The following is a 25865-nucleotide window of genomic DNA, read 5'->3' on the forward strand; positions in this document are numbered from 1 at the left end:
GCCGCGGGTTTCTAGACAGGCGCTGCGCGCCTTCCTCAACCAGCCGAGGAAGCTCGGCGGCTACGCCTTCTTCGCCGCGGCCTTCGTCGTCTTCGTGGCGGCCTTCTTGGCGGTGGTCTTCTTCGCGGCCGCCTTCTTCGCCGGGGCCTTCTTGGCCGCCTTCTTCGCGCCCTTCTTGGCGGGGCCGCGCTCGCGCCGCTCCGCGAGCAGCTCGGCGGCACGCTCGAGGGTGATCGACTCGACCGAGTCGTCCTTGCGGAGGGTGGCGTTGTACTCGCCGTCGGTGACGTACTCGCCGAACCGGCCGGACTTCACGACCACCGGCTGGCCCGAGACGGGGTCGTTGCCGAGCTCCTTGAGCGGCGGCGCGGCCGCCGCCCGGCCCCGCTGCTTGGGCTGGGCGTAGATCTTCAGCGCCTCGTCGAGCGTGATCGTGAGCAGCTGCTCCTCGGCGGGGAGCGTGCGGGAGTCGGTGCCCTTCTTCAGGTACGGGCCGTAGCGGCCGTTCTGGGCGGTGATCTCCTCGCCGTCCTCGGCGGTGCCGACCACCCGCGGCAGCGACAGCAGCTTGACGGCGTCCTCGAGCGAGATGGTGTCGAGCGACATGGACTTGAACAGCGAGCCGGTGCGCGGCTTGGCCGACTTCTTGGCGTCCTCGGGCAGCACCTCGGTGACGTACGGCCCGTAGCGGCCGTTCTTCGCCACGACCTCGAGGCCGGACTCCGGGTGGCGGCCGAGCTGGATCTCCTCGCCGGCGGGGTTGGCGAAGAGCTCCTTGGCCTTCTCCAGCGTCAGCTCGTCCGGCGGCAGGTCGTCGGGGACGTTCGCGCGCTTGCCGGCGAGGCTGCCGTCGTCGTCGCCCCCGTCGGTCGGCACGGCCTCGAGGTAGGGCCCGTAGCGACCCACCCGCAGGTGGATGCCGGAGTCGGGGCCACCGATCGGGAACGTCGCCAGCTCGCGGGCGTCGATGTCGCCGAGGCCGTCGACGAGCTTCTTGAGCCCCTCGACGTCGCCGGAGCCGAAGTAGAACTCCGCGAGCTCGGTCTTCCGCTCCTTGCGCCCGGCCGCGATCTCGTCGAGCACGTCCTCCATCTGCGCGGTGAACTCGTAGGAGATCTGCCGCGGGAAGTGCTCCTCCATCAGGCGGATCACCGAGAAGGCCAGCCACGCCGGCACGAGCGCGTTGCCCTTCTTGTAGACGTAGCCGCGGTCGACGATCGTCTTGATGATCGAGGCGTACGTCGACGGGCGGCCGATCTCGCGCTCCTCGAGCTCCTTGACCAGCGTGGCCTCGGTGTAGCGCGCGGGCGGCTTGGTCTCGTGGCCGGCAGCCGCGATCGAGGCGGCCGACAGCGCGTCGCCCTCGGTCAGCACCGGCAGCCGGGTCTCCGCGTCGTCCTTCTGCCCGCCGTCGTCGGTGCCCTCGACGTATGCCTTGAGGAACCCGTGGAAGGTGATGGTGCGGCCGCTCGCGGAGAAGACGACGTCCTCGCCGGTCGCCGCGGCGCCGCCGATGCGGACCGAGACCGACTGGCCGGTGGCGTCCTTCATCTGGGAGGCGACGGTGCGCATCCAGATCAGCTCGTAGAGGCGGAACTGCTCACCGGTCAGGCCGGTCTGGCCGGGGGTGCGGAAGGTGTCGCCCGCGGGGCGGATCGCCTCGTGCGCCTCCTGGGCGTTCTTGACCTTGCCGGCATAGGTGCGGGGGGCGTCGGGGAGGTACTCCGCGCCGTACAGCTCGCGCACCTGCGACCGCGCCGCGTCGATCGCGGCCCCCGACAGCGTCGAGGAGTCGGTGCGCATGTAGGTGATGAAGCCGTTCTCGTAGAGGCGCTGCGCGACCGACATCGTCACGCTGGCGCTCATGCCGAGCTTGCGGCTGGCCTCCTGCTGCAGCGTCGTGGTGCGGAACGGCGCATAGGGCGAGCGGCGGTAGGGCTTGGACTCCACCGAGCGCACCTCGAAGGTGCTCTCCTGCAGTGCACCGGCGAGCGTCTCGGCACGGGTCCGGTCCAGGTGGACGACCTTCGCGCCGTCCTTGAGGACGCCGTCCTGGGTGAAGTCGGAACCGCGCGCGACGCGGACGTCGTCGACCGAGTGCAGCTTGGCGGGGAACATGCGCTGGTCGTTCTTGGCGCCGGCGTCGAAGGTCGCGTCGAGGTCCCAGTAGGACGCCACGTGGAAGCGCATCCGCTCGCGCTCGCGGTCGACGACCAGGCGGGTCGCGACCGACTGGACACGGCCGGCGGAGAGGCCGGACATGACCTTCTTCCACAGCACCGGGCTGACCTCGTAGCCGTAGAGCCGGTCGAGGATGCGGCGCGCCTCCTGGGCCTCGACGAGGTCCATGTCGAGGTCGCGGGGGTTCTCGGCGGCGGCGAGGATCGCGGGCTCGGTGATCTCGTGGAAGACCATCCGGCGCACCGGGATGCCCTTCGGCTTCAGCTCGTCGAGCAGGTGCCAGGCGATCGCCTCCCCCTCGCGGTCCTCGTCGGTGGCGAGGAAGAGCTCGTCGGCGTCCTTGAGGAGCGACTTGAGCTTCTTGACCTGGTCCTTGGAGCGCTTCGGGACGACGTAGTAGGGCTCGAACCCGTTGTCGATGTCGACCCCGAACCGGCCCCACCACTTGTCCTTGATCTTGGCCGGGATGTCGGCTGCGGACTGGGGCAGGTCCCGGATGTGGCCGATCGAGGACTCGACGACGTACCCCTGACCGAGGTAGCTCCCGATCTTCTGGGCCTTCGCCGGGGACTCGACGATCACCAACTTGTGTGCCACGGACCTGTCATTTCCTCACGTTGCCGGGTGGTTCCCCGCGCTCGGGGGACTCACAGCCGGTCACGGTAGCGCGTGGCGCCGACCGCGCCGCTTCCGTGGGTCCCGGTCCGGACGGGTCGTGTGCCCCACGACTCGCCCGACCGCGACCTCGGGCACACGACCCGGCGTCGACGTCCCGCGGCCCGCCGGCCATGGCTGCTCAGGGGCGAGCTGCGGTGAGGAACCCCTCCTCGACCAGCTCGCCGACCACCGGCAGGTAGGTCGCGCGGGTCTCGGCGGCGTCGCGGTCGAGCAGCTGCGCCACGGCGTCGAGGATCTGGCCGACGGTCAGCTCGCCGTCGCAGGCACCCACCAGGGCGGCCTCGACGGTGTCGACCTGGCGGGCGCGCCGCAGCCCGCGCTGCTGGCGCAGCACGATCGTCTCGGGGTCCTCGGCGCCGACCGGGCCGGTGGTCTCCTGCCGCACGTCCTCGCGGGTCGTGAGCCGCGCGTCCGCGCCGACGCCTGCCGCCAGCACCGGGCCCGCCCCGCCCCAGGCCTCGATCGCCGGGCCGATCGGCTGCTCGACGTCGTACGGCCAGTCCAGGAAGGTGCGCCGGCTCGCGCCCGCTCCGACCTTGTGCAGGTTGACCCAGCCGAAGCCGATCGCCTCGACGCCCTGCTCCTCGAACCACGAGAGCCAGGTGTCGTACCGCACCAGGTAGTCCGGGGCGCCGTGCTGGCCGGCGTCCTTGAGCCACAGCTCGACGTACGCCGCGGGGTCGAGCAGCTCGCGCTGCACGACGAGCGCGTCGCAGTCGTCCGCGATCCACGGCGCCAGCCGCTCGTCCCACGGCCGGCCGTCGAGGACCGCCCAGTTGGCCAGCACCTGGCACCAGCCGTCGTCGGCGAGGTGCGTCGGCGCGGCGCGGACGATGTCCTCGACCACGCGGTCCCCGGGCAGTCCGGAGTCGCGGTAGACCAGCCGCTCGCCGGTCGCCGGGGAGATCACGAACGGCGGGTTGGTGGCGATGAGGTCGAAGGTCTCGCCCGCGACCGGCTCGAAGTACGACCCGTCCCGCACGTCGACGCGGTCGGCCACCTCGTTGAGCGCGGCGTTGAAGCGGGTCACCCACAGCGCTCGGCGGTTGACGTCGGTCGCGACCACCCGGTCGGCATGGGTGGCGAGGTGCAGCGCCTGCACGCCGCAGCCGGTGCCGAGGTCGAGCGCGCGGCCGACCGGCCGGCGGAGGGTGAGCTGCGCGAGGGACGTCGACGCGGGGCTGATGCCGAGCACGTGGTCGGCGCCGACCGCCTGCGGGCCGCCGTCGAGGCCGGGGGTCAGGTCGCTGACCACCCACAGGTCGCGGCCGTCGGCGGCGTACGGACGGACGTCCAGGCGCGCCGCCACCTCACCCACCGTCTGCTCGACCAGGCCCTCCGCGGCCATCCGCTCCACGAGGTCGGGCAGCGCCCGCTCGGCCGCCGCCAGCTCGACCGGGGTCTGCAGCAGGAACAGGCGGACGAGCGTCTCGAGCGGCGAGCCGCCCTGGGTACGCCGCAGCCCCGGCGTCGTCTCGTTGCGCGCGAGCGCCTCGTGGGTGCGCGGTCCGAGCAGCTCGGCGACCGCGTCGTAGGTGAAGCCGGCGACGGTGAGCGCGGCGCGGAGGCGTGCCGGCAGGTCGGAGGTGCTCATCGGATCGAGCCTAGGGCCTGGACGGGGCACCGACGCCACCCAGGCGCACTACCCGGGTGAGTCATCCGGACGGTTCGACCTGGTCCGGGACGTAGCCCAGACGGACTAGTCCGATCGGGCCATGTCCAGTCAAAGAGGCCTCCTACCCCCGCGGCGAGCCCCTAGGTTGCGAGGCCTGGGGGAACACAGGGCGCGCACGACGCGTCGCGACGACACGTCCGGTGGGGAACCGGGCGTCCGATGGGGAGGAAACCCGCATGCCCACGCACCACCGCGCCCTGAGCGCGCTCGCCACCACCGCACTGCTGTCCTCGGGCCTCGCGCTCGGGACCGCCGCGCCGGCCTCGGCCGCACCGGCCGAGCCGGCTTCGCTCGTCCGCGCCCAGCAGTCAGGTCCGCTCGACCCGATCCTGTCTCCGGTGCGCGACCTGCTCGAGACCCTGCTCGCCGGCCTGACCGCCGTCCCGGGGGGCGACCGGGTCGTCTCCGTGACCAAGCCGCTCCTCGACGGGCTGCTCGCCGCCGCGACCCTCGACATCGAGTGGTTCTGCGACGGCAACGCGATTCCCGGGTCGCAGGGCCAGTGGACCTTCCCGGTGCCGGAGCAGGTGAAGGAGGGCTGCGACATCACCGCCAAGGTGGTCGGCAGCATCCTGGGCCTCCTGCCGATCGAGCGGATCACCAACGCGATCCAGCTTCCCGCGATCCCCGGTCTGCCGGGCTCCGTGAAGGCCCCGGTCGCGACCAAGGCCGTCACGATCCCCACCACCGCCAAGGTCGGCACGCCGCTCGCCGCGACGGCCCCCACCTGGGACGACTCGGGCGAGGTCAAGACCGTCACCACCTACCAGTGGCTGCGGGCCGGCGCGGTCATCCCGGGCGCGACGCTCCAGACCTACACCCCGACCGTCGAGGACCTCGGCAAGGCGCTCTCGGTGCGCGCGACCGGCACCCGCGAGAAGGCCCCTGCCACGACGGACTCGCTCAGCAACACCGTCACCGTCGCCCAGGGCGACGCCCCGACCGCGACGGTGCAGCCGTCGATCGCCGGCACCCCGAAGGTCGGCGAGACGCTCACCGTCAACGCCCCGACCTGGTCGGGCACCGGCACCACGGCCAACACCTACCAGTGGCTGCGTGACGGCCAGCCGGTCACCGGCGCGACCGCGCCCACCTACGTCGTCACCGACGCCGACGCCGGCAAGGTGATCACCGTGAAGGCCACCGCCAAGCGCGCCGGGTACGCCGACGGCACCGCCACCAGCGCGCCGGTCACCGTGACCGCGGTGGACAAGCCGATGACCCCGACGGTCGCGCCGTCGATCTCCGGCTTCACGGAGGTCGGTCGCACGCTGACCGCGAGCCCCGGCTCGTGGAGCGCGCCGGACGCCGAGTTCACCTACGCGTGGCGCCGCGACGGCATCACGATCCCGGGTGAGACCCGGCCGACGTACGTCGTCCAGCTCGCCGACATCGGCAAGCGCCTGACCGTCGACGTGACCGCCACCGCGACCGGCTTCACCGAGACCGTCGCGAGCGCGACCACCGCCGGCACCGTCAACCGCCTCACCTCGGTGACCGCCGCGAAGCTCGCCAAGAAGAAGGTCAGCAAGGGCGCCAAGGCCAAGCTCGTCGTGACGCTCCGCGCCGCCGGCGTCGCGCGGACCGGCCAGGTCCGGATCTACGACGGCAAGCGCGTGGTCAAGACCCTGTCGGTCGCCGGCAAGCGCACCGTCACGCTGCCGAAGATGGGCGTGGGCAAGCACCGGATCAAGGTCACCTACGTCGGCTCGAGGACCACGGCTCCGTCGACCTCGAAGGTCGTCGTGCTCAAGGTCGTCAAGAAGAACAAGAAGAAGTAGCGGTCGGGCCCGTCCGGTCCAGACCACCGGGGGCATGCGGGCGAACCGTGTGCCCCCGGTCACGCTCCGCCGTACGGTCGCGAGCGGAGGAAGCACATCTCCGGCGCCTGGGAGGGCGCCGACATGGGAGGGAAACATGCAGTCGTACAAGCGCGCCCTGGGCGCCGTCGCCACCGCTTCGCTGATCAGCACCGGGCTGGTGGCGGGCTCCGCCGTCACCCCGGTGCATGCCGCCCCGGCACAGCCGTCTGTCGCCGAAGCGGCCATCCCCGGCATTCCGGGCATCCCTGACCTGCCGCTGCCCGGGCTGCCCGGCCTCGACCTGCTGCAGCTGCTGACCAGCCCGCCGAAGCTCGAGGGCGTCCCCGGCATCGGCAGCCCCCTCACGCTGCTGGCGCCGGTCTTCGACCTGCTGCCCATCGACCTGCAGAAGCTGCTGTCGCTCGACGTCTCGTGGCTCTGCGACGGCTCCCTCATCACGCTGCCCGCCGGCGCCGACCCGTGGAAGTTCGTGCCCACGCAGGCGCAGGAGGGCTGCCAGATCGCCGCGAAGGTGACCACCACGCTCCTCGGCTTCCTGCCGCTGGAGATGATCACCTCGGCCATCCAGCTGCCGGGCGCCGAGCCCACCGCGCCGAAGGTCGTCACCGCCGCGAAGGTCACCGGCACCCCGAAGGTCGGCGAGGTCCTCACCGGCGCCGCGCAGTTCGAGGACGGCGTCACCACCACCTACCAGTGGCTGCGCTCCGGCGTCGCGATCCCGGGCGCCACGAGCGCGTCGTACACCGTCGCTCCCGAGGACGGCCTCAAGGCGCTGACGTTCAGGGCGACCGGCGCCAAGGGCGACCTGACCACCGTCTCGACCGCCGAGGTCACCCCCGCGCTCGGTGCGGCGCCGACGTCGATCAGCGGGCCCGTCCTCAGCGGCAACCCGGTCATCGGCCGCACCCTGTCGGTCACCCCCGGCACGTGGAGCGGCTCCGGCACCCCGATGCAGTTCTCCTACCAGTGGATGCGCGGCCAGGAGCCGATCTTCGGCGCCACCCAGTCGTCGTACCTCCTCAAGGGCGCCGACGCCGGCCAGGAGGTGTGGGCGGTCGTCGCCGGCACCCGCACCGGCTACGAGCCCGGCCGGGCCCGCACCGACGCCGTGCGCGTCGCCAAGGCCGCCAGCACGGTCAAGCTCGCCCTGCCCAAGAAGAAGATCGAGAAGGGCGCCAAGGGCGCCCTGAAGATCCGCCTCGGCGCCGAGGGCCTCAAGCCGGCGGGCCAGGTCACCATCCTGCGCGCGGGCAAGGCGCTCAAGAAGTACGTCGTCCGCCCCTCCGACAACGGCGTCCGCACGGTGATGCTGCCCAAGCTGAAGCCGGGCAAGCACAAGCTGCGCGCGGTGTACGCCGGCAGCGCGACCGCGGGGAAGTCGCGGTCGGCTCAGGTCGTCCTGACGGTGCTGAAGAAGTAGCTCGCCGCACAACCAGGGAGAGCCCCCCGACGCGCGCGGCGTCGGGGGGCTCTCTCGTCGTGCGGGTGGTGCGGACCGGCCCTACGGCGTCGGCGACTGGTACGGCCGGGTGGGCTGCTCGTCGACGACCGGGCCGGCGCCGGCCCCGATGCCGGTGCCGGTGATCGGCAGGCCGGTCGCGGGGTCGACCATCGGGTCGGTCGCACCCGCCGGCGGGGCCGGCGGCGCGGGCGGCGGCGCGGGGTCGCCGTCGTCGTCGCCGATGACGACCGAGCGCCGCTTGGACATCACGACCGCCGCGGCGATGCCGACGGTCGCGACCACCGCGATGACCACCGACAACGGCCGGTTGGCGTCCTCGCCGACGGTGAGCGAGACGATCGCGCCGACGATGAGCAGCGAGACCAGGTTCATCACCTTGATCAGCGGGTTGATGGCCGGGCCGGCGGTGTCCTTGAACGGGTCGCCGACGGTGTCACCGATGATCGTGGCCTCGTGGGCCAACGAGCCCTTGCCGCCGTGGTGGCCGTCCTCGACGAGCTTCTTGGCGTTGTCCCACGCGCCGCCCGCGTTGGCGAGGAAGACCGCCATCAGCGTGCCGGCACCGATGGCGCCGGCGAGGAACCCGGCCAGCGGCCCCACGCCGAGGCCGAAGCCGACCGCGATCGGCGCCAGGATCGCGAGGATGCCCGGCGTCGCGAGCTCGCGGAGCGAGTCGCGGGTGACGATGTCGACGACCTTGCCGTACTCCGGCCGGCCGGTGCCCTCCATGATCCCGGGGATCTCGCGGAACTGGCGACGCACCTCGAAGACCACCGCGCCCGCCGCCCGGCCGACGGCGTTGATCGCCAGCCCGGAGAAGAGGAAGACCACGGCGACGCCGATGAGGAGACCGACGAGGACGTCGGGGCTGAAGACGAAGAAGCTGATCAGCCCGTCGTCCTCCGTCGGGCGGACGTCGCGCAGCTGGTCGACCGCCGTGCCGATGTAGGAGCCGAACAACGCGCTCGCGGCCAGCACCGCGGTCGCGATCGCGATGCCCTTGGTGATCGCCTTGGTGGTGTTGCCGACCGCGTCGAGCTCGGTGAGGATCTGCGCGCCCTCCGGGCCGACGTCGCCGGACATCTCCGCGATGCCCTGGGCGTTGTCGGAGACCGGGCCGAAGGTGTCCATCGCGACGATGACGCCGACGGTGGTGAGCAGGCCGCAGCCCGCGAGGGCCACCGCGAAGAGCGCGATCGAGAGCGACCCGCCGCCGAGGAGGAAGGCCCCGAAGACCGCCGCGCCGATGACGAGCGTCGTGTAGACCGCCGACTCGAAGCCGACCGCCAGGCCGGAGAGGATGACCGTCGCCGGTCCGGTGAGCGAGGTGCGGCCGACGTCCTTGACCGGCTTGAACTCCGTGCCGGTGAAGTAGCCGGTCAGCGCGAGGATCGCCGCGGCGAGCACCACGCCGATGACGACGGCGAGCGCCGCGATCAGGGCCGGGTTGCCCGAGGCGGGGTCGTAGCCGAACGCCTGGTCGAGCGGGCTGCCGCCGGCGGGGATGCCGGTGAGGTCGGCGAAGCTGGTCGGCAGGTAGACGAAGGCCAGCACGATGCACGCCAGCGCGGCGACGCCCGCGGAGATGTAGAACGCGCGGTTGATGGTGGTCAGGCCGTTCTCGCCGACGCGCGGCTTGCACAGGTAGACGCCGGCCACCGCGGTGAGGGCGCCGATGGCCGGGACGAGCAGCGGGAAGACCAGGCCCTTGTCGCCGAAGGCCTGCGACCCGAGGATGAGCGCCGCCACCAGCGTGACGGCGTACGACTCGAAGAGGTCGGCGGCCATGCCGGCGCAGTCGCCCACGTTGTCGCCGACGTTGTCGGCGATGGTGGCGGCGTTGCGCGGGTCGTCCTCGGGGATGTTGTTCTCCACCTTGCCGACCAGGTCGGCCCCCACGTCGGCGGCCTTGGTGAAGATGCCTCCGCCCACGCGCATGAACATCGCGAGCAGCGCGGCGCCGAAGCCGAAGCCCTCGAGCACCTGGGGCGCGTCGTCCTGGAAGAACAGCACCACGAGGCTGGCGCCGAGCAGGCCCAGGCCGACCGTGGCCATGCCGACGAACGCGCCGGTGCGGAAGCCGATCGTCATCGCCGGCTCGCGGCCCGTGGTCTCCGCCGCGGCGGCGACGCGCAGGTTGGCGCGGACCGCCAGCGACATGCCGAGGTAGCCGATCGCCGCCGAGAAGCCGGCCCCGACCAGGAAGAACACCGAGCGGAAGACCCGGACGACGGCGTCGTCGGCGGGCAGGACCAGCAGCAGGAAGAACGCGATGACCGCGAAGACCGCCAGCGTCCGGAACTGGCGCTGGAGGTAGGCGTTGGCCCCCTCCTGGACCGCCGTGGCGATCTCCTTCATCCTCGGGGAGCCCTCGCCGGCGGCGAGCACCTCCTGGCGGAACATCACCGCCAGCGCAAGCGCACCGAGCGCGATCAGCGCCACCACGATGACGAGGACGAGGTTCCCCCCTTCGACGGCGACGGCGGGATGGATCCCGGGCATGCGCTACCTCCTGAGCTCGACAAGCGGAGGTCACGCCGGCGGTGACGTCGACGTGACCTGGATCACGTGCGGCCGGAGTCTACGCACGCAGAGGCATGCCGTGTCTCCACCTGGGGCCCGGGCGGCGCGCCGTCCGCGGGCGGGGCGTGGTGTCGAGAGGTGGCGGAGTCGCGCCGGGGCGGACCTCGGAGGGCCCGCGGAGGATCAGCTGCCGGCGAGCGCGGCGTCGGCGGAGTCGTGGATCACGAACACCTTCGCCAGGCCGGTGATCCGGAAGATCTTGAGCAGGCGGTCCTGGGTGCAGACCAGCTGCAGGGACCCGTCGTGCGCGCGGACCTTCTTCAGGCCGCCGACCAGCACGCCGAGACCGGTTGAGTCGAGGAACTCGACGGCCTCCATGTCGATGACCAGGTCGTAGACGCCTGCGGCGACGAGCTCGGTGATCTTGTCGCGCAGCTTGGGAGCCGTGTAGACGTCGATCTCGCCACCGACGGCAACGATGGTCGTCCCATCGACGTCGCGCGTCGCAAGAGTCAGGTCCACGTGTTCTCCCTGAAGACTGTCGGTCGGTGGCGAATGTACGCGGTCGGCATCCCACCCCGACACTCGGCCCGCCCTATGAAACCACGCCGACCGAGGCGGTGCACAAAGACAGTAAAGAAGGCACTGTCCCCGGCCCCTGCGACACTGGCGCGGTGACCTCGACCGCCCATCGACCCCGTCTCCCCGTGGCGGACCTGGTCGACCGGCTCTCCTCCGTCCCCGGCCGCGAGGGCCGGCTCACGCACCTGGAGACGCTGCCCGCCCGGCCAGCGGTGACGGCGACCTGGCCGGAGTGGGCCGACCCCTCCGTGGTGGCGGCCTTCCGGGCCCGCGGGGTGGACCAGCCGTGGCAGCACCAGGCCGTGGCCGCCGACGCCGCGCACGCCGGCCAGCACGTGGTGCTCGCCACCGGGACCGCGTCGGGCAAGTCGCTCGCCTACCAGCTCCCGGCGCTGTCCTGCGCGCTCGCCGGGCGCGGCCGTCGTGGGCAGCGCGGCGCGACCGTGCTCTACCTCGCGCCGACCAAGGCGCTCGCGCAGGACCAGCTCGCCGGCATCAGCGGTCTCGGCCTCGACGTCCGCGTCACCACCCACGACGGCGACAGCGGCCGCGACCAGCGCGACTGGGCCCGCGACCACGCGGAGTACGTCCTGACCAACCCCGACATGCTCCACCGCTCGCTGCTCCCGGGGCACCAGCGGTGGGCGCAGTTCCTCGGCTCGCTGCAGTACGTCGTGGTCGACGAGTGCCACCACTACCGCGGCGTCTTCGGCGCGCACGTCTCGCACGTGCTGCGCCGGCTGCGGCGGGTGTGCGCGTCGTACGGCGCGTCCCCGACGTTCGTGCTCGCCTCGGCCACCGTCGCCGACCCCGAGGTCGCCGCCGGCCGGCTGACCGGGCTGGACGTGCTGGCGGTCACCGGGGACGGCTCCCCGCGGGGCGAGGTGTCGCTGGCGATGTGGGAGCCGCCGTTCACCTCCTACACCGGCGAGAACGGCGCGCCCGTCCGCCGCGCGGCCTCCTCGGAGACCGCCGACCTGCTCGCGGACCTCGTCGTCGAGGACGTGCGGACGCTCGCCTTCATCCGCTCCCGGCGGGGCGCCGAGCAGGTGGCGATGACGGCCGCAGAGCTGCTGGCCGACGTCGACCCCTCGCTGCCGGGACGGGTCGCGTCGTACCGCGGCGGCTACCTGCCGGAGGAGCGTCGCGACCTCGAGCAGGCGCTGCGCCGCGGCGACATCACCGGGATGGCGGCGACGAACGCCCTCGAGCTCGGCATCGACGTCAGCGGGCTCGACGCGGTGCTGATGGCCGGCTTCCCCGGCACCCGCGCGGCGCTGTGGCAGCAGGTGGGCCGGGCCGGCCGCGGGGCGCAGGACGCCCTCGGCGTGCTCGTCGCCCGCGACGACCCGCTGGACACCTACCTCGTCCACCACCCGGAGACGCTGCTCGGCCGCCCCGTCGAGGCGACCGTCTTCGACCCCGGCAACCCCTACGTCCTCGGACCGCACCTGTGCGCCGCGGCGCAGGAGATCCCACTGACCGCCGACGAGCTCGAGCTGTTCGGACCGACCGCCCCGGCGGTGGTCGACCAGCTGGCCGCGGCCGGCCTGCTCCGCAAGCGCCCGCGCGGCTGGTTCTGGACCGACCGGCGCCGCGCCGCGGACCTGGCCGACATCCGCTCGGCCGGCGGTCGCCCCGTGCAGCTCGTCGAGGGCGGGACCGGCCGGGTCGTCGGCACCGTCGACGCCTCGAGCGCGCACGGCACCGCCCACGCCGGCGCCGTCTACGTGCACCGCGGGGAGACCTACCTCGTCGCCGACCTCGACCTCGTCGAGCACGTCGCGGTGGTCGACCGCGCCGAGGTCGACTACTCCACCTCGGCCCGCGAGGTCACCGACATCACGATCGTCGCCGAGCGCGAGTCCCGGCGCTGGGGTGACTGCCGGCTGTCCTTCGGCGACGTCGACGTGTCCCACCAGGTCGTCTCCTTCCTCAAGCGGCGCCAGCCCAGCGGCGAGGTCGTCAGCGAGGAACCGCTCGACCTCCCGGCCCGCTCGCTGCGCACCACCGCGGTCTGGTGGACCGTGCCGGACCACGCGCTGCAGGAGGCCGGGCTCGACAAGCGGGACCTGCCCGGCGCCGCCCACGCCGCGGAGCACTGCTCCATCGGGCTGCTGCCGCTGTTCGCCACCTGCGACCGGTGGGACATCGGTGGCGTCTCCACCGCGCTGCACGCCGACACCGGCATGCTCACCGTCTTCGTCCACGACGGGCACCCGGGCGGCGCCGGGTTCGCCGAGCGCGGGTACGCCGCCGCGCGGGAGTGGCTGACCGCCACCCGCGACGCCATCCGCTCCTGCGCCTGCGTCGAGGGCTGCCCCTCCTGCATCCAGTCGCCCAAGTGCGGCAACCAGAACAACCCGCTCGACAAGCACGGCGCCGCCGCCCTGCTCGACGTCCTGCTCGGCGACGGCTGAGTCCCGCGGCCGGGCCCGGTTGCTCATCCGGGACCGCCGCGGGCCTCGGCGGTGAGGTCGGCGACCTGCCCGAGCCAGCGGGGGCCGGGCACCTCGGTGCGGACGCGGACGTCGCGGCCCGCGAGCGTGCAGCCGAGCAGCGTGGCGCCGTTGCGCTCGGCGACGGAGGCCGCAGCGGCGCACGGGTCGCCCCGTCCCGCGCCGCCGACGGAGGCAGCACCCGCCAGTGCAGCCAGGTCGGCCGCGGACTGGGCGGCCCGATGGGCCCGGACCATCGCCGCCACCACCCCGAGCGCCGACCCGACCAGCAGGAGCAGCGCCAGGCAGCCGACCGCGAACAGCGTCACCGAGCCGGCCTCGCTCTCCTCCGCGCGACCGCGGGTCACGGCCCGGCCTCCTCGTCCAGGGCGTAGGCGGTCGCGTGCACCCGGACGCCCGGAAGGACGTCGAAGAGCCCGCCAGGGCCGTCGACCCGACCGCTGGCCTCGACGACCACCTCGCCGCCGGACCGGCTGAGCGCGACCGTGCTGCCCGGCGGCGCCACCCGCTCGCCTCGGGCGACGGCGGAGCCGTCGTCGTCGCCGCGGGCCGCCGCTCGCGCGGTCTCCCGGGCGGCGTCGACGACCCGGACCTGGGCCGCACCGACCGCGAGCAACCAGACGAGCCCGGCGGTCACGGCGACGAGGGCCGGCAGCACGAGGGCGAGCTCCGCGGTGGCCGCTCCGCGCTCGTCCCGCCCGCGGCCGGTGCGGCGACTCACCCGATGCCCAGCAGGCCGAGGACGTGGTCGAACAGGGTGGTGAGCAGCTCGTTGCCGAAGCCGCCGCTGAGCATCTTGTAGAGCAGGCCGGCCAGGCCGGCCCCCGCGGCCGTGCCGACGGCGTACTCCGCGGTGGTGATGCCGTCCTCGCGGCTGCGGCTGCGGTCGCGGACTCTGCGGGCGGGGAGGGGTGTGCGGGTCATGCGTCGCTCCTTCGGTCGAGGGCCACGGACGTGGCCGGACGAGGACGAGCGTCGCCGTCCGGGGACGGGTCGCGCGGGGAGCCCGGCGGCCGCTGTGGAGGGCTGTGCGGTCCGCGCTGTTGTGGACGCAGGGCGGCTCGTCAGGCGGGTCATCGGGCCAGCTCCCCGAGCAGGCCCGCGACCAGCGGCACGATCCCGACCAGCAGGAACGCCGGCAGCAGGCACAGGCCCAGCGGCACCGCCGCGCGCACCCCGACGGTGCGCGCGCGGTCCTCCACCTCGGCGCGGGACCGGGCGGCCAGCTCCTCGGCGAGCCGCTCGACCGTGGCGACGACCGGCGCACCGGTCGCGTGCGCCCGCGCGAGGGCGCGCCCCAGCGGCGCGAGCTCGGGGTCCTCACCGAGTCCGGACCACACCGTGGCAGGGTCGACGCCGAGCGCGAGCCGGGCCGAGGTGGTGGCGAGCCGGTCCGCGGCCGGTCCCGGCAGGGCCCGGCACACCAGCGCGACGGCCTCCCCCGGCGCCGAGCCGGACCGGAGGGCGGTCGCGAGCAACGTGACGACGTGGGGCAGCTCCCGGCGGACGGCCTCACGCCGGCGGCGTACCTCCGGTGGCTCGGCGCGGGTCAGCACCACCCAGGCGCCGATCGTGGCTGCGACGCCGGCGACGGGCGCGGCCACCCCACCCACGAAGAGGTACGCCGCCACACCGCTCAGCAGCGCGAGGGCCGGCCGTTGGCGGCGCAGCCAGCCCCCCTCGTCGGCCGTGGCGGCGACCGGCGGGCCGGCCGCGGGCAGCCGTTCGCGGGCCGGCGGGAGGAGCGCTGCGGCGATCGCCGCGGCGAGGACCGCGAGGGCGGCGACGGGGCCGGTCACGTCGCGCCGTCCACGTCGCGGGCGATCGCCTCGATCCAGGCCAGGCCGGCCCAACCGAGAGCGAGCCCGGCGGCGAGGCACGCGAGCCCGACCGGGTGACCGAGCAGGAAGCCCCACGGGTCGCCTCCGGCCCCCGAACCCATCAGCAGCGCTAGCACCGGCAGGCAGGCGACCAGCCGAGCGGTCGCGCGTGCCGAGGCCAGCTCGCCGCGCACGATCCGCCGGGTCGCGTGCGCGGCCCGCAGGTCGGCAGCGACCCGGTCGACCGCGTCGGCGAGACCCTGGCCCGTGCGCGCCGCGACCTGCCACGCCGCGGCGACCAGGCGCAGGTCGCGCGCCCCCGGCCGGTCGGAGACCGCGCGGAGGGCGGCCGGCACGTCCGCGCCCATCCGGTGCGCGGCCGCCGCGGGACGCAGCGGTGGCCAGCCCTCGGCCGCCCGGTCGAGGGCGGCGGCCGGCGGCTGGCCGGAGGCGAGCTCGGAGGCGAGCTGCTCGCAGGTCTCCAGCACGTGGTCGCCGGTCGCCAGCGCCTCCGAGCGGCGGCGGCGCGTGGCGAGCAGGGTCCGTGCCCCGAGCCCGGCGCCCAGCACGATCAGCACCAGCACGGTCGTGGTGGCGCCCGCGCCCAGCACCAGGAGAACCCCGGCGAGCGGCGCGGCGACCCCCAGCGGGACCAACCTGCCCGGACGGACGGCCGGCACGACCAAGCGCGGGCGCGCCGGGACGAGCAGCAGCACCGCCAGCCCGGCTGCAGTCGCAGCGAGCAGGACCGCGGCCCCGCCGGACCCGGTCACCTCCCGCTCCGGCGGTCGAGGAGCTCCTCGAGCCGCCCGGCGCCCGGTCCGGCGCGGACCGAGCCGTCGGGCCCGACCTCGACCGCGGGCACGAGCGCCACCCTGCCGTCGTCCGACCGCGTCGTCACCGCCACCTGCGCCAGTCGTCGCTGCCCGCCACGCGGCCGCGCCAGGTGCAGCACGACGTCCAGCGCGGAGGCGAGCTGGCTGTGGGCGGCTGCCCGGTCGAGACCGCCGGCCAGCGCGAGCGCCTCGACGCGGGCGGGGACGTCGACCGCGGAGTTCGCGTGGAGGGTGCCGCAGCCCCCGTCGTGGCCGGTGTTGAGCGCCGCGAGCAGGTCGACGACCTCGCCGCCGCGGACCTCGCCGACCACGATCCGGTCGGGCCGCATCCGCAGCGCCTGCCGCACCAACGTCCGCAGGTCGACCGCGCCGGCGCCCTCCACGTTCGCCGGGCGGGCCTCGAGGCCGACCACGTGCGGATGGTCGGGACGCAGCTCGGAGGAGTCCTCCACGACCACCAGCCGCTCGCCGGCGTCCACGAGCGCCAGGAGCGCCGCGAGCAGCGTGGTCTTGCCGGTGCCGGTGCCGCCGGTGACGAGGAACGCGAGCCGCGCGTCGACGACGGCCCGGACCAGCCGGGCCGTCTCGCCGGTGAGCATCCCCGCCGCGACCAGCTCCGCCACGGTGAACGTCCGGGCGCGGGGCACGCGCAACGAGATGGTCGTCCCCGGCCGGGCCACGGGCGCGAGCACGGCGTGCAGCCGGGAGCCGTCGGCGAGCCGGAGGTCCACGTGCGGCACGGCGTCGTCGAGCCGGCGCCCGCCGAGGGCGGCCAGCCGTTGCGCGAGCCGGCGCACGGCCGCGTCGTCGGGGAACCGCACGTCGGTGCGCCGGAGGCCGTCGCCGCGGTCGACGTACACCGCGTCCGGGCCGTTGACGAGCACGTCGGTCACGTCGGGCAGGCGCAGCAGGGGCTCCAGCGGGCCGGCGCCCAGGACGTCGCGGCGGAGCAGGTCGTGGACGGCCAGGACCGTGGCGTCGCCGACCGGTCGACCCGCAGCGCGCAGCGCCTCGGCGACGCGGTGGGGGGTGAGGTCGCCCGGCGTGCGCGCCAGCCGTTCGCGCACGGCGTCCACGAGGTCGGGTCCGACCTCCGGGGCGCCGACCGGCGGGCTCACGCCGCGGTCCCGAGGGAGGCGGTGCCCGTGACGGCCAGGCGCGCGAGCACGGCACCGGCCGCACGGCCGAGGTGGCAGCGCGGCGACCGCACCGGCCCGAGGCCGAGGTCGATGGACTCGTGGAGGCCCCGCTGGTCGGCCACGGTGGCGACGACGGGCACGCCGCAGACGGCGGCGACCTCGGCTGACGCGACCCCTCGACCGCGGACCACGAGGCCGACCCGGTCACGGTCGGGCAGCCGGGCGCACAACCGTGCGGCCGACGACACCCCCGCCACGTCGGGTCGCACCACGACGAGCACCTGGTCGCAGCGGGGCAGCACCTCGTCCGTGACCGACCCGGGCCGGCCGTCGACCGACCGGGGCAGGTCGACCACGACCGTGTCGTGCCCGCGACGGGCGGCGGAGAGCACCTCGCGGACCGCGGTCGGTTGCAGCGGCTCGGTCGAGCCGGCGTACCACCCCAGCACCCCGAGCCCGCCGCGCCGCGGCAGCGCCTCGCGCAGGGCGCGCCCGCTCAGCCGTCCGCTCGTCCGGCCCAGGGCGTCCCAGCGGAAGCCCTCGCACCCGTCCAGCCCCAGCACCCGGTCGGCGCCGGGGCCGAGCGGGTCGGCGTCGACGACCAGGGCGCGTCCGGAGCGGGCCGCGACCTGCCCCAGCGCACACGCGAAGGTCGTCGCCCCGGCACCTCCCGACCCACCGATCGTGCCCACGACGACCCCGGGCACGGAGCCGCCCTCGCCGACGTCGGTCAGCAGCTCGGTCACGCGCGGGCCGGCCTCGGGCAGGCCGAGGACGGACTCGGCGCCGACGGCGACCGCGTCGCGGTAGGCCCCCTCCCCCGGCGGACCCCATGTCACCAGGTGCACGCCGGCCCGACGTGCGGGCCCGAGGGCGACCAGCTCCGCGGCGAGGTCCGCGCCGACCAGCACCAGGGGAGGACCCGTCCACCGGCGCAGCGCGCCCGGCGCGTCGGCGGCGGTCTCCACGTCGACGCCCGCGGCCGCGGCGAGGCGGCGCAGGTCGTCGAGGAGGGCGGCGTCGGAGGTGGCGAGGAGTGAGGGATGCATGGCCCGAACCGTTCCCGGGCGCACCGACCACCTCCGCCCGGCGCACCCGGCGTTGTGGACAACCCCACTCGGCCGCTCGCTGTGGACGGCTCCGGGGCCGGGCGCGGCGCCCTACGATGGCGGCATGCCCCGCCCGACCGCGGCCTTCTTCGACCTCGACAAGACGATCATCGCCAAGTCGAGCACGCTCGCGTTCAGCAAGCCGTTCCAGGCCGGCGGGCTGATCTCGCGGCGCGCGGTGCTGCGCTCGGCGTACGCGCAGTTCGTCTACCTCGTCGGCGGCGCCGACCACGACCAGATGGAGAAGCTGCGGCAGTTCCTCTCCGCCCTCGTCGGCGGCTGGGACGTCGCCACCGTCCGCGAGATCGTCGCCGACACGCTCCACCACGTCGTCGACCCGCTCGTCTACGACGAGGCCGTCTCCCTCATCGAGGACCACCGCCTCGCCGGCCGCGACGTCGTCATCGTCTCCACCTCCGGCAGCGAGGTCGTCGAGCCGATCGGCGAGATGCTCGGCGCCGACCACGTCGTCGCGACCCGGCTGGAGATCGTCGACGGCCGCTACACCGGCGAGATCGAGTACTACGCCTACGCCGAGGAGAAGGCCGTCGCCGTCCGACAGCTCGCCGAGGAGCGCGGCTACGACCTCGCCGAGTGCTACGCCTACAGCGACTCCATCACCGACGTGCCGATGCTCGAGGCCGTGGGCCACCCGTACGCCGTCAACCCCGACCGCGACCTGCGCAAGGTCGCCGCGACCAACGGCTGGCCCGTGCTGGTCTTCGTCAAGCCGGTCGCCCTGCGGGCCCGCGTGCCGCTGCCGCCGGCCGGCCCGACGCTCGCCGCGCTGGCCGTCGGCGGGCTCGCCGCGGTCGGCGGGGTGCTCTGGGCCAACGCCCGCCGTCGCCGCCTCGAGGCCTGACCCGCGCGACACGCCCGCCCAGTGCGACGGCCCGATGTCAAGGGTTGATCGGGCCGCCGGACCGGCGTAGAACGGGAGTCAGAACTCCAGAGACGTACACGGGGACCGAGGTACCCACGCGGCGATCCACCCTTTTTCAGGGCGCTGGCACTCGGAAGACTTCCGCGGCAGCAGTTGAGATGCACGCTTGGTAGCCACGATCCACGTGTCAGCGGTGGCACTCGAGTCGATTGGGATTCGGGTGCCACCTGCATGTGGTGGGCATGGCTGTCGTGGTGGGCGTTCTTCCACAGGTCGCGGTCCGGCGGCGGCGTAGTCCGTGACGTTCCGCAGGGGTTCGGGCCCGGATCACCGCGCAAACGTCACGGACTACCCCGACAACCCGCGGCAACCGCGCAAGCGTCACGGACTACGCCGACCGTCCGTCCGGGGGATCAGTCGCGGAGCGGGCTGGCGTCGGCGCCGGCGGCGTACGCCTCGGGGGCGTAGAGCAGCCAGGAGTGGACGCCGTTGCGGGTGCCGCCGGCGTACCCGCGCAGGTTCGACTCGTACGCCGCACGGTTGGCGAGGTGGCCGGCCTCCGGGACGACGAGCGACTTCTCGTCGACCCCGCGGGCGACGAGCACGAGACGCTCGACCGCGCGGGCGACGAGCCCGTTGTGGGACGGGAAGGCCGCCACCGAGACGAGATCGGCGTGGACGACCGCGGCGAGCAGCAGTGCGGGGGCGGAGGTGGTGCTGGTCAGCAGCGCGGCGATGTCGCGCAACCGACCGGCGGACTCGGCGTCGCGGGGGCGGCCGAGCTCGTCGTCGGCGAGCGTGCCGCGGGCGGCCAGCGCGTGCAGCCGGGCGAAGGCCTGGAGCGGCGCGCGGGAGAGCAGCGGGGAGAGGCCGAGCAGCTCGGTGGAGAGGCGCACCGCGTCCTGCGCGACGGCGTCGCCCTCACCGGCCCGGACCTGCTCGAGGGTCGACGTCGAGCCCTCCAGCACCGCGCTCGCGTGGGCACCGCGCAGCAGCGACTCGGCGGTCGTCTCGGGCGACGTCTTGCGCAGCCCACGGTCGCGGAGCATGACGTCGATGCCGTCGCGCGCCGCGGCGTACGCGGACGGCACGCCCTCGAGGGACACCAGCCAGGCGAGGGGATCGGCGGTCACGGCGAGAAGGGTACGCAGCCGGTAGCCTCGGGCCGATGGCAGACCAGGCCCCCGAGACCAGCCCGTCGCCCGGCGCGTCAGACGGCCCGGCGACCGGTCCCGCGCGTTCCTTCGGCGCCGTGGCGGACGCCTACGACCGCGGCCGGCCGTCGTACCCCCGCGAGGCGGCGGCCTGGCTGGCCGGCACCGACGCCTGCACGGTCCTCGAGGTCGGGGCCGGCACCGGCAAGCTGACGAGGGCCCTGGTCGACCTCGGCCACGACGTCCACGCGACCGAGCCCGACCCGGCCCTGCTGGAGATCCTCAAGCGCGACCTGCCCGACGTCCCGGTGAGCGAGTCGCCGGCCGAGCAGCTGCCGCTGCCCGACGCGTCGGTCGACGTGGTCGTGGCCGCGCAGAGCTTCCACTGGTTCGACCACGAGCGGGCGCTGCCGGAGATCGCGCGCGTGCTGCGCCCGGGCGGTCGGCTGGCGCTGGTCTGGAACGTCACCGACACCCGGATCCCGTGGGTCCGCCGGCTCGGTGCGCTGATCGGCACCGGCGAGCACGGGGAGGACCCGGCGGCCGCGGTCGTGACCTCGCCGCACTTCGGGTTCGTCGAGGAGGCCTCGTTCAAGCACTGGCAGGTCGTGGACCGCGAGTCGATCCAGGACCTCGTGCGGTCCCGGTCGAACGTCGCGCTGCTCGACGAGCCGGAGCGGGCCGCGAAGGTGGCCGAGGTCGTGGCGTTCTACGACGACTACGGCCGCGGGATGGACGGCATGCAGCTGCCGTACCTCGCCCGGTGCTTCCGCGCCATGGTCGTCCGCGAGGACGCAGGCCCGGCCGGGGAGCAGGACGAGGAGCCGGAGGGCGCGCGCGACCCGATGACGGACACCATCTCCGACGGCACCGACACCGACATGCTCCTCATCGACTTCCGCTGACCGGCCGCACGGACGGACGAGGGGCGACAGCGTTGGTTCGGGCCTGGCGGCGCACCCACCTCGGCAGCGAGGCCGACCGGGCGACGTTCCGCGCGCTGCACTCCGCCTCGCTGGCGAGCCCGGCGCTGCGGGAGGGGCTGACCACCGGGTCCGCCGAGCGCAGCATCCGGCACCTGCGGGCGCTCCTCGGGACGCCGGCGTTGGCGATCACCGACACCGCCGGGCTGCTCGCCTGGGACGGGACGGGGCAGCACCACGAGGACCAGGTCCCTGCCCTGGTCGCCGCGACGCTCGAGCGCGGCGGCACCCGTGGCTTCGACCGCGCCGACCTGCCGTGCCAGGAGGCCGGGTGCCCGCTGCGGACCGCGGTCGTCTCGACCCTGGTCGTCGAGGAGCGGGTCGTCGGCACGCTGCAGGCGTTCGCGCCGTACCCCACCGCCGGCCTCGCCCGGGCCAACGACGAGGTCGCCCAGTGGGTGTCGGGCCAGCTGGAGCTCGCCGAGCTCGACGCCTCGCGCACCCGGCTGATGGAGGCCGAGGTGCGCGCGCTGCGGGCCCAGATCAGCCCGCACTTCATCTACAACTCCCTCGGCGCGATCGCCAGCTTCGTGCGCACCGACCCCGACCGCGCCCGCGACCTGCTGCTGGAGTTCGCCGACTTCACCCGCTACTCCTTCCGCCGCCACGGCGACTTCACCACGCTCGCCGAGGAGCTGCGCTCGGTCGAGCGGTACCTCCTCCTCGAGCAGGCCCGCTTCGGCGACCGGCTGCAGCTGACGCTCGGGATCGCCCCAGAGGTGCTGCCGGTCGCCGTACCCTTCCTCTGCATCCAGCCCCTCGTCGAGAACGCCGTGCGTCACGGCCTCGAGTCCGCCGAGGGTGTCGGGCACATCCGGATCACCGCGCACGACCGCGGCCAGGAGTGCGTGATCGAGGTGGAGGACGACGGCGTGGGCGAGGACCCGGAGAAGGTGCGGCGAGCGCTCGCCGGCGACGCCTCGAGCGACTCCGTCGGGCTCGGGAACGTCGACGCGCGACTGCGCAACGCCTTCGGCGACGACTTCGGGCTGGTCGTGGAGACCGCGCCCGGCGCCGGCACGAAGGTCGTCGTGCGGGTGCCCAAGTTCGCGCCCGGGGTGCACCCGTGAGGGCCGCCCGGTGAGAGCGCTGGTGGTCGACGACGAGCGACCGGCGCTCGACGAGCTGCGCTACCTGCTGGAGCAGGAGCCGCGGATCCGTGAGGTGCTGACCAGCGACTCTGCGACCGAGGGGCTGCGGATCCTCCAGGACGCCGACGTGGACGTGGTGTTCCTCGACGTGCAGATGCCGGGCCTCACCGGGCTGGAGCTCGCGCAGGTGCTGAGCCGCTTCCGCACCCCGCCCGCGATCGTCTTCGTCACCGCCCACGAGGAGCACGCGGTCGAGGCCTTCGAGGTGCGGGCGGTCGACTACGTGCTCAAGCCGGTCCGGGCCGACCGCCTGGCCGAGGCGGTACGCCGCGTGGTCGCGGCCGGGGGCGGCGCGCGGCCGGCGGGGGCCGAGCAGGCGCGGAACCAGGCACGGCCGCGCGACGAGGTCCAGGTGGCGGTCGAGCGCGGCGGGGTGACCCGGTTCGTCGACCGGTCGTCGATCAGCCACGTCGAGGCGCAGGGCGACTACGCGCGGCTGCACCTTCCCGACGGGTCCTACCTGGTGCGGACGCCGCTCTCGCAGCTGGAGGACGAGTGGGGGCCGGCCGGCTTCGTCCGCATCCACCGCTCGCTGCTCGTCTCGCTCGCGCACGTCGCCGAGCTGCGGATGGACGGCGGCCGCTGCTCGGTCGTCGTCGCGGGCGGCACCGAGCTGGGGGTCAGCCGGCGGCACACCCGCGAGCTGCGCGACCTGCTGCTGCGCCGGTCGGGGGCATGACCGGCCAGCCGCCGGGCCGACCCGAGCGGCCGGAGCGGCCCGACCGGCCGGGCCGACCCGAGCGGGTGCGGGTCGAGCGGGTCCGCGTGACCGGCCCGCCCCGGCGGCGTACCCCTGGCGCGCGGACGCGCGACATCGACGCCGAGACCCGGCTGGGCGGGGTCTACATGGGCTCGCTGCTGCGCGAGCAGCTGTGGCTCGCGGTCCGGGTGCTCTCGGTGCTGGCCGCGGCGGTCGGGTCGCTCCCGCTGGCCTTCCACCTGTGGCCGGGCCTGACCGAGGTGCGCCTGCTCGGCGCGCCGCTGCCCTGGTTGCTGCTCGGCGTCGCGGTCTACCCGTTCCTGGTGCTGCTGGGCTGGCGCTACGTGCGGCGCGCGGAGCGCAACGAGCAGCACTTCCTCGACCTGCTCAGCGAGGTGGCCGAGTGACCAGCGTGCCGGGGATCGTGGCGGTCGTCGTGGTCGCGCTGGCGACGCTCGCGATCGGCACCTGGGGGCTGCGGGTCTCGCGGACGACGAGCGACTTCCTCGTCGCGTCGCGTTCGGTCGGGCCGCGGCTGAACGCGAGCGCGATCGGCGGGGAGTACCTCTCGGCCGCGTCGTTCCTCGGCGTCGCCGGCCTCGTGCTGACCTTCGGCGCGGACATGCTGTGGTACCCGATCGGCTGGACCGCCGGCTACCTCGTCCTCCTCGTCCTGGTCGCCGCCCCGCTGCGGCGCTCGGGCGCCTACACGCTGCCGGACTTCGCCGAGGCACGCTTCGGGTCGCGGCACGTCCGGTCGGTCTGCTCGGTGCTGGTCGTGGCGATCGGGCTGCTCTACCTCTACCCGCAGTTCCAGGGCGCCGGCCTGACCCTGCGCTCGGCGGTCGGCGCGCCCACGTGGGTCGGGCCGGTGATCGTCGGCGCGGTCGTGCTCGCCAACGTCACCTCCGGCGGGATGCGGAGCATCACCTTCGTCCAGGCGTTCCAGTACTGGCTGAAGCTGTGGGCGCTCCTGCTCCCCGCCGCCGTCCTCGTCGCCGTGTGGTTCTCCGACGGCCGGCCCGGCGCCGCGTCCTCGCTCGCAGGCGCGCCGGTCGGCGACTGGTCCGCGCCCCTGGCGAGCGGTGGCGGGCAGGGGCTCTACGTGACGTACTCCCTCATCGTCGCCACCTTCCTCGGCACCATGGGCCTGCCCCACGTGGTCGTGCGCTTCTACACCAACCCCGACGGCCGCGCCGCCCGCCGCACGACGCTCGTCGTCCTCGCGCTGCTCGGCCTCTTCTACCTGCTGCCGCCGGTGTACGGCGCGCTCGGCCGGGCGTACGCCGCCGAGCTGGCCGCCGCCGGCCGTTCCGACGTGCTGGTGCTCGAGCTGCCGCGGCTGATGGTCCCCGGGCTGCTCGGCGACGCGCTGACCGGGCTGGTGACCGCCGGCGCGTTCGCGGCCTTCCTCTCGACCTCCTCCGGCCTGTGCATCGCGGTCGCCGGCGTGCTGTCGCAGGACGTCACCGGCCGGCCGTGGCGGGGCCGCCGGCTCGCAGGCGTCACCGCCTTCCGGCTCGGCGCCGTCGTCGCGGTGGTCGTGCCGACCCTGATGGCGCTCGCCGCGCCGCACGTCGGGGTGGCCCGGGCGGTCGGACTGGCGTTCGCGGTGGCCGCGTCGACGTTCTGCCCGCTGCTGCTCCTCGGCATCTGGTGGCGCGGCCTCACCGCCGCCGGGGCGGTCGCCGGGCTGGCCGTGGGCGGGCTCGGCTCCGGCGCCGCCGTGCTCGCGACGCTCACCGCCGCCGCTCCGGCCGGCTGGCCGTCGGTGCTGCTCGAGCAGCCGGCCGCGTGGTCGGTGCCACTCGCCTTCGCCACGATGGTCGGCGTCTCGCTCGCCACCCGCTCCCGCGTGCCCGCCCACGCCGGACGGTTCATGGTCCGGCTCCACACGCCCGAGGCGCTCGACCTCGACCGGGGGTAGCCGGGGGTAGCCGGGGGCCACAGGATGGCCGCGAAGCAGCAGGCATCCCAAGTTGACTTGGGATGCTGACGCTCCACGGCCATCGCCATGGCCGCGAAGCGTCAGAAATGGCCGCGGAGCAACGCGCTCGCCCGCGAGACGACCAGGTCCACCACGAGCGGGTGGGGGCCGATGACGTCGGCGACGAGGGTGGCGCCGGCGTCGAGGCAGGTCTCGCGCAGGCGGCGGTCGAAGTAGCCGGTGGCCAGGAGGTACGGCGCGACCGCGTCCCCCCGGCGTACGACGTCGGCCGGGCGCGGCCCGAGGCCGGTCAGCGTCGCCCAGCGGACGGGCGTGCCCCAGGCGCGGCCGACCAGCTCGGCGGACCGTTCCAGGTCGCGCACCGCCAGGGGGTCGGTCGAGCCGGCGGCGACCAGGACCACGGGCGAGCCCGGCTCGGCACCGGCCGAGAGCAGCCGCGCGACCATGGCCGAGGCGAGCAGCGGGTGCGGCCCCAGCTGCCGGCCCAGCCGCAGCGACGACCCGCGCACCATCGCCGGCAGGTCCGAGCGCACGTGCATCCCGGTCGAGAGCAGCAGCGGCACGACCACCCCGGGCTCGCCCCGACCGGCCGCCGAGCCTGCGACGTCGGCGAGGAGCGGCTCCGCCAGCTCGACGTACGCCGCGACACCGGGCAGGCCGAGCCGGGCGGCGGCGAGCGCGGTCACCTCGCGGGCGACCTCGTTGCCGGCCGCGGTCCGCGTGCCGTGCGCGACGGTGACGAGCAGCGTCACGAGGGGC

At 74.6% G+C, this 25865-nt stretch carries 22 protein-coding genes; 9 read left to right on the forward strand and 13 right to left on the reverse strand.

What is annotated here, in order from left to right; translation table 11 throughout:
* Positions 1-60: 60 nt before the first annotated feature.
* A complete protein-coding gene (topA, locus tag G6553_RS06235; protein ID WP_166190188.1) occupies positions 61-2778 on the reverse strand; it encodes a type I DNA topoisomerase in 2718 nt (905 codons plus the stop codon).
* Positions 2779-2977: 199 nt separating this feature from the next.
* On the reverse strand, positions 2978-4453 hold the full coding sequence (locus G6553_RS06240; protein WP_166190190.1) for a methyltransferase: 1476 nt from the start codon (positions 4451-4453) through the stop codon (positions 2978-2980).
* A gap of 257 nt (positions 4454-4710) precedes the next feature.
* Here G6553_RS06240 and G6553_RS06245 point away from each other — a divergent pair, with 257 nt between their 5' ends.
* Both G6553_RS06245 and G6553_RS21635 read left to right on the forward strand, forming a co-directional pair.
* Complete coding sequence (locus tag G6553_RS06245; RefSeq protein ID WP_166190192.1) at positions 4711-6315, forward strand: Ig-like domain repeat protein; 1605 nt, start codon at positions 4711-4713, stop codon at positions 6313-6315.
* 136 nt (positions 6316-6451) lie between these two features.
* Positions 6452-7777, forward strand: coding sequence for an Ig-like domain repeat protein (locus G6553_RS21635; protein ID WP_166190194.1), 1326 nt, complete (start codon positions 6452-6454; stop codon positions 7775-7777).
* A gap of 81 nt (positions 7778-7858) precedes the next feature.
* On the opposite strand, the gene G6553_RS06255 is transcribed toward G6553_RS21635, so the two are convergent.
* Both G6553_RS06255 and G6553_RS06260 read right to left on the reverse strand, forming a co-directional pair.
* The gene (locus tag G6553_RS06255; RefSeq protein WP_166190196.1) at positions 7859-10321 is read right to left on the reverse strand and encodes a sodium-translocating pyrophosphatase; all 2463 of its coding nucleotides are present in this window, start codon (positions 10319-10321) and stop codon (positions 7859-7861) included.
* Between the two features lie 204 nt (positions 10322-10525).
* A complete protein-coding gene (locus G6553_RS06260) occupies positions 10526-10864 on the reverse strand; it encodes an anti-sigma factor antagonist (protein ID WP_166190198.1) in 339 nt (112 codons plus the stop codon).
* A 152-nt stretch (positions 10865-11016) separates the two neighbouring features.
* Between G6553_RS06260 and G6553_RS06265 the strand changes: the two genes are divergently transcribed.
* Positions 11017-13344, forward strand: coding sequence for a DEAD/DEAH box helicase (locus G6553_RS06265; protein ID WP_347565540.1), 2328 nt, complete (start codon positions 11017-11019; stop codon positions 13342-13344).
* A gap of 23 nt (positions 13345-13367) precedes the next feature.
* On the opposite strand, the gene G6553_RS06270 is transcribed toward G6553_RS06265, so the two are convergent.
* The 7 genes from G6553_RS06270 to ssd all read right to left on the reverse strand — a co-directional run bounded on the left by G6553_RS06270 (position 13368) and on the right by ssd (position 18227).
* Entirely contained in the window at positions 13368-13730 is a 363-nt protein-coding gene (locus tag G6553_RS06270; RefSeq protein WP_166190200.1) for an Rv3654c family TadE-like protein, read from the reverse strand.
* The gene (locus G6553_RS06275) at positions 13727-14104 is read right to left on the reverse strand and encodes a TadE family type IV pilus minor pilin (protein ID WP_166190202.1); all 378 of its coding nucleotides are present in this window, start codon (positions 14102-14104) and stop codon (positions 13727-13729) included. The genes G6553_RS06270 and G6553_RS06275 overlap by 4 nt, the downstream gene beginning before the upstream one ends.
* Positions 14101-14307 carry a DUF4244 domain-containing protein gene (locus tag G6553_RS06280; RefSeq protein ID WP_166190204.1) on the reverse strand — a complete coding sequence of 69 codons (207 nt, stop codon included), beginning with the start codon at positions 14305-14307 and terminating at the stop codon, positions 14101-14103. The genes G6553_RS06275 and G6553_RS06280 overlap by 4 nt, the downstream gene beginning before the upstream one ends.
* 149 nt (positions 14308-14456) lie before the next feature.
* Positions 14457-15182 carry a type II secretion system F family protein gene (locus G6553_RS22065; RefSeq protein ID WP_166190206.1) on the reverse strand — a complete coding sequence of 242 codons (726 nt, stop codon included), beginning with the start codon at positions 15180-15182 and terminating at the stop codon, positions 14457-14459.
* The gene (locus G6553_RS06290) at positions 15179-15976 is read right to left on the reverse strand and encodes a type II secretion system F family protein (RefSeq protein WP_166190208.1); all 798 of its coding nucleotides are present in this window, start codon (positions 15974-15976) and stop codon (positions 15179-15181) included. The genes G6553_RS22065 and G6553_RS06290 overlap by 4 nt, the downstream gene beginning before the upstream one ends.
* A complete protein-coding gene (locus tag G6553_RS06295) occupies positions 15973-17157 on the reverse strand; it encodes a TadA family conjugal transfer-associated ATPase (RefSeq protein WP_166190210.1) in 1185 nt (394 codons plus the stop codon). Before G6553_RS06295 ends, G6553_RS06290 begins: the two co-directional genes overlap by 4 nt.
* Entirely contained in the window at positions 17154-18227 is a 1074-nt protein-coding gene (ssd, locus tag G6553_RS06300) for a septum site-determining protein Ssd (protein ID WP_166190212.1), read from the reverse strand. Before ssd ends, G6553_RS06295 begins: the two co-directional genes overlap by 4 nt.
* A gap of 124 nt (positions 18228-18351) precedes the next feature.
* On the opposite strand from ssd, the gene G6553_RS06305 reads away from it, so the two are divergent.
* On the forward strand, positions 18352-19149 hold the full coding sequence (locus G6553_RS06305) for an HAD family hydrolase (RefSeq protein ID WP_166190214.1): 798 nt from the start codon (positions 18352-18354) through the stop codon (positions 19147-19149).
* A 434-nt stretch (positions 19150-19583) separates the two neighbouring features.
* On the opposite strand, the gene G6553_RS06310 is transcribed toward G6553_RS06305, so the two are convergent.
* Positions 19584-20303, reverse strand: a complete 720-nt coding sequence (locus G6553_RS06310) for an oxidoreductase (protein WP_166190216.1) — start codon at positions 20301-20303, stop codon at positions 19584-19586.
* Positions 20304-20338: 35 nt separating this feature from the next.
* Between G6553_RS06310 and G6553_RS06315 the strand changes: the two genes are divergently transcribed.
* From G6553_RS06315 to G6553_RS06335, 5 genes are read left to right on the forward strand one after another with little or no spacing between them, the layout of a single operon-like run.
* Entirely contained in the window at positions 20339-21229 is an 891-nt protein-coding gene (locus G6553_RS06315) for a class I SAM-dependent methyltransferase (RefSeq protein WP_166190218.1), read from the forward strand.
* A 32-nt stretch (positions 21230-21261) separates the two neighbouring features.
* Complete coding sequence (locus G6553_RS06320) at positions 21262-22377, forward strand: histidine kinase (RefSeq protein WP_166190220.1); 1116 nt, start codon at positions 21262-21264, stop codon at positions 22375-22377.
* A 10-nt stretch (positions 22378-22387) separates the two neighbouring features.
* Positions 22388-23137 (forward strand): LytTR family DNA-binding domain-containing protein, encoded by a 750-nt coding sequence (locus G6553_RS06325; protein ID WP_166190222.1) that lies wholly within the window; start codon positions 22388-22390, stop codon positions 23135-23137.
* Complete coding sequence (locus tag G6553_RS06330; protein ID WP_207619433.1) at positions 23134-23565, forward strand: hypothetical protein; 432 nt, start codon at positions 23134-23136, stop codon at positions 23563-23565. The genes G6553_RS06325 and G6553_RS06330 overlap by 4 nt, the downstream gene beginning before the upstream one ends.
* Entirely contained in the window at positions 23562-25085 is a 1524-nt protein-coding gene (locus G6553_RS06335; RefSeq protein ID WP_166190224.1) for a cation acetate symporter, read from the forward strand. The genes G6553_RS06330 and G6553_RS06335 overlap by 4 nt, the downstream gene beginning before the upstream one ends.
* A gap of 101 nt (positions 25086-25186) precedes the next feature.
* Here G6553_RS06335 and G6553_RS06340 read toward each other — a convergent pair whose 3' ends face one another.
* Positions 25187-25858, reverse strand: a complete 672-nt coding sequence (locus tag G6553_RS06340) for a CbiX/SirB N-terminal domain-containing protein (protein WP_166190226.1) — start codon at positions 25856-25858, stop codon at positions 25187-25189.
* Between the last annotated feature and the right edge of the window lie 7 nt (positions 25859-25865).

Origin of the sequence: Nocardioides sp. IC4_145 (assembly GCF_011250565.1) — a bacterium.
Lineage (GTDB): Bacteria > Actinomycetota > Actinomycetes > Propionibacteriales > Nocardioidaceae > Nocardioides.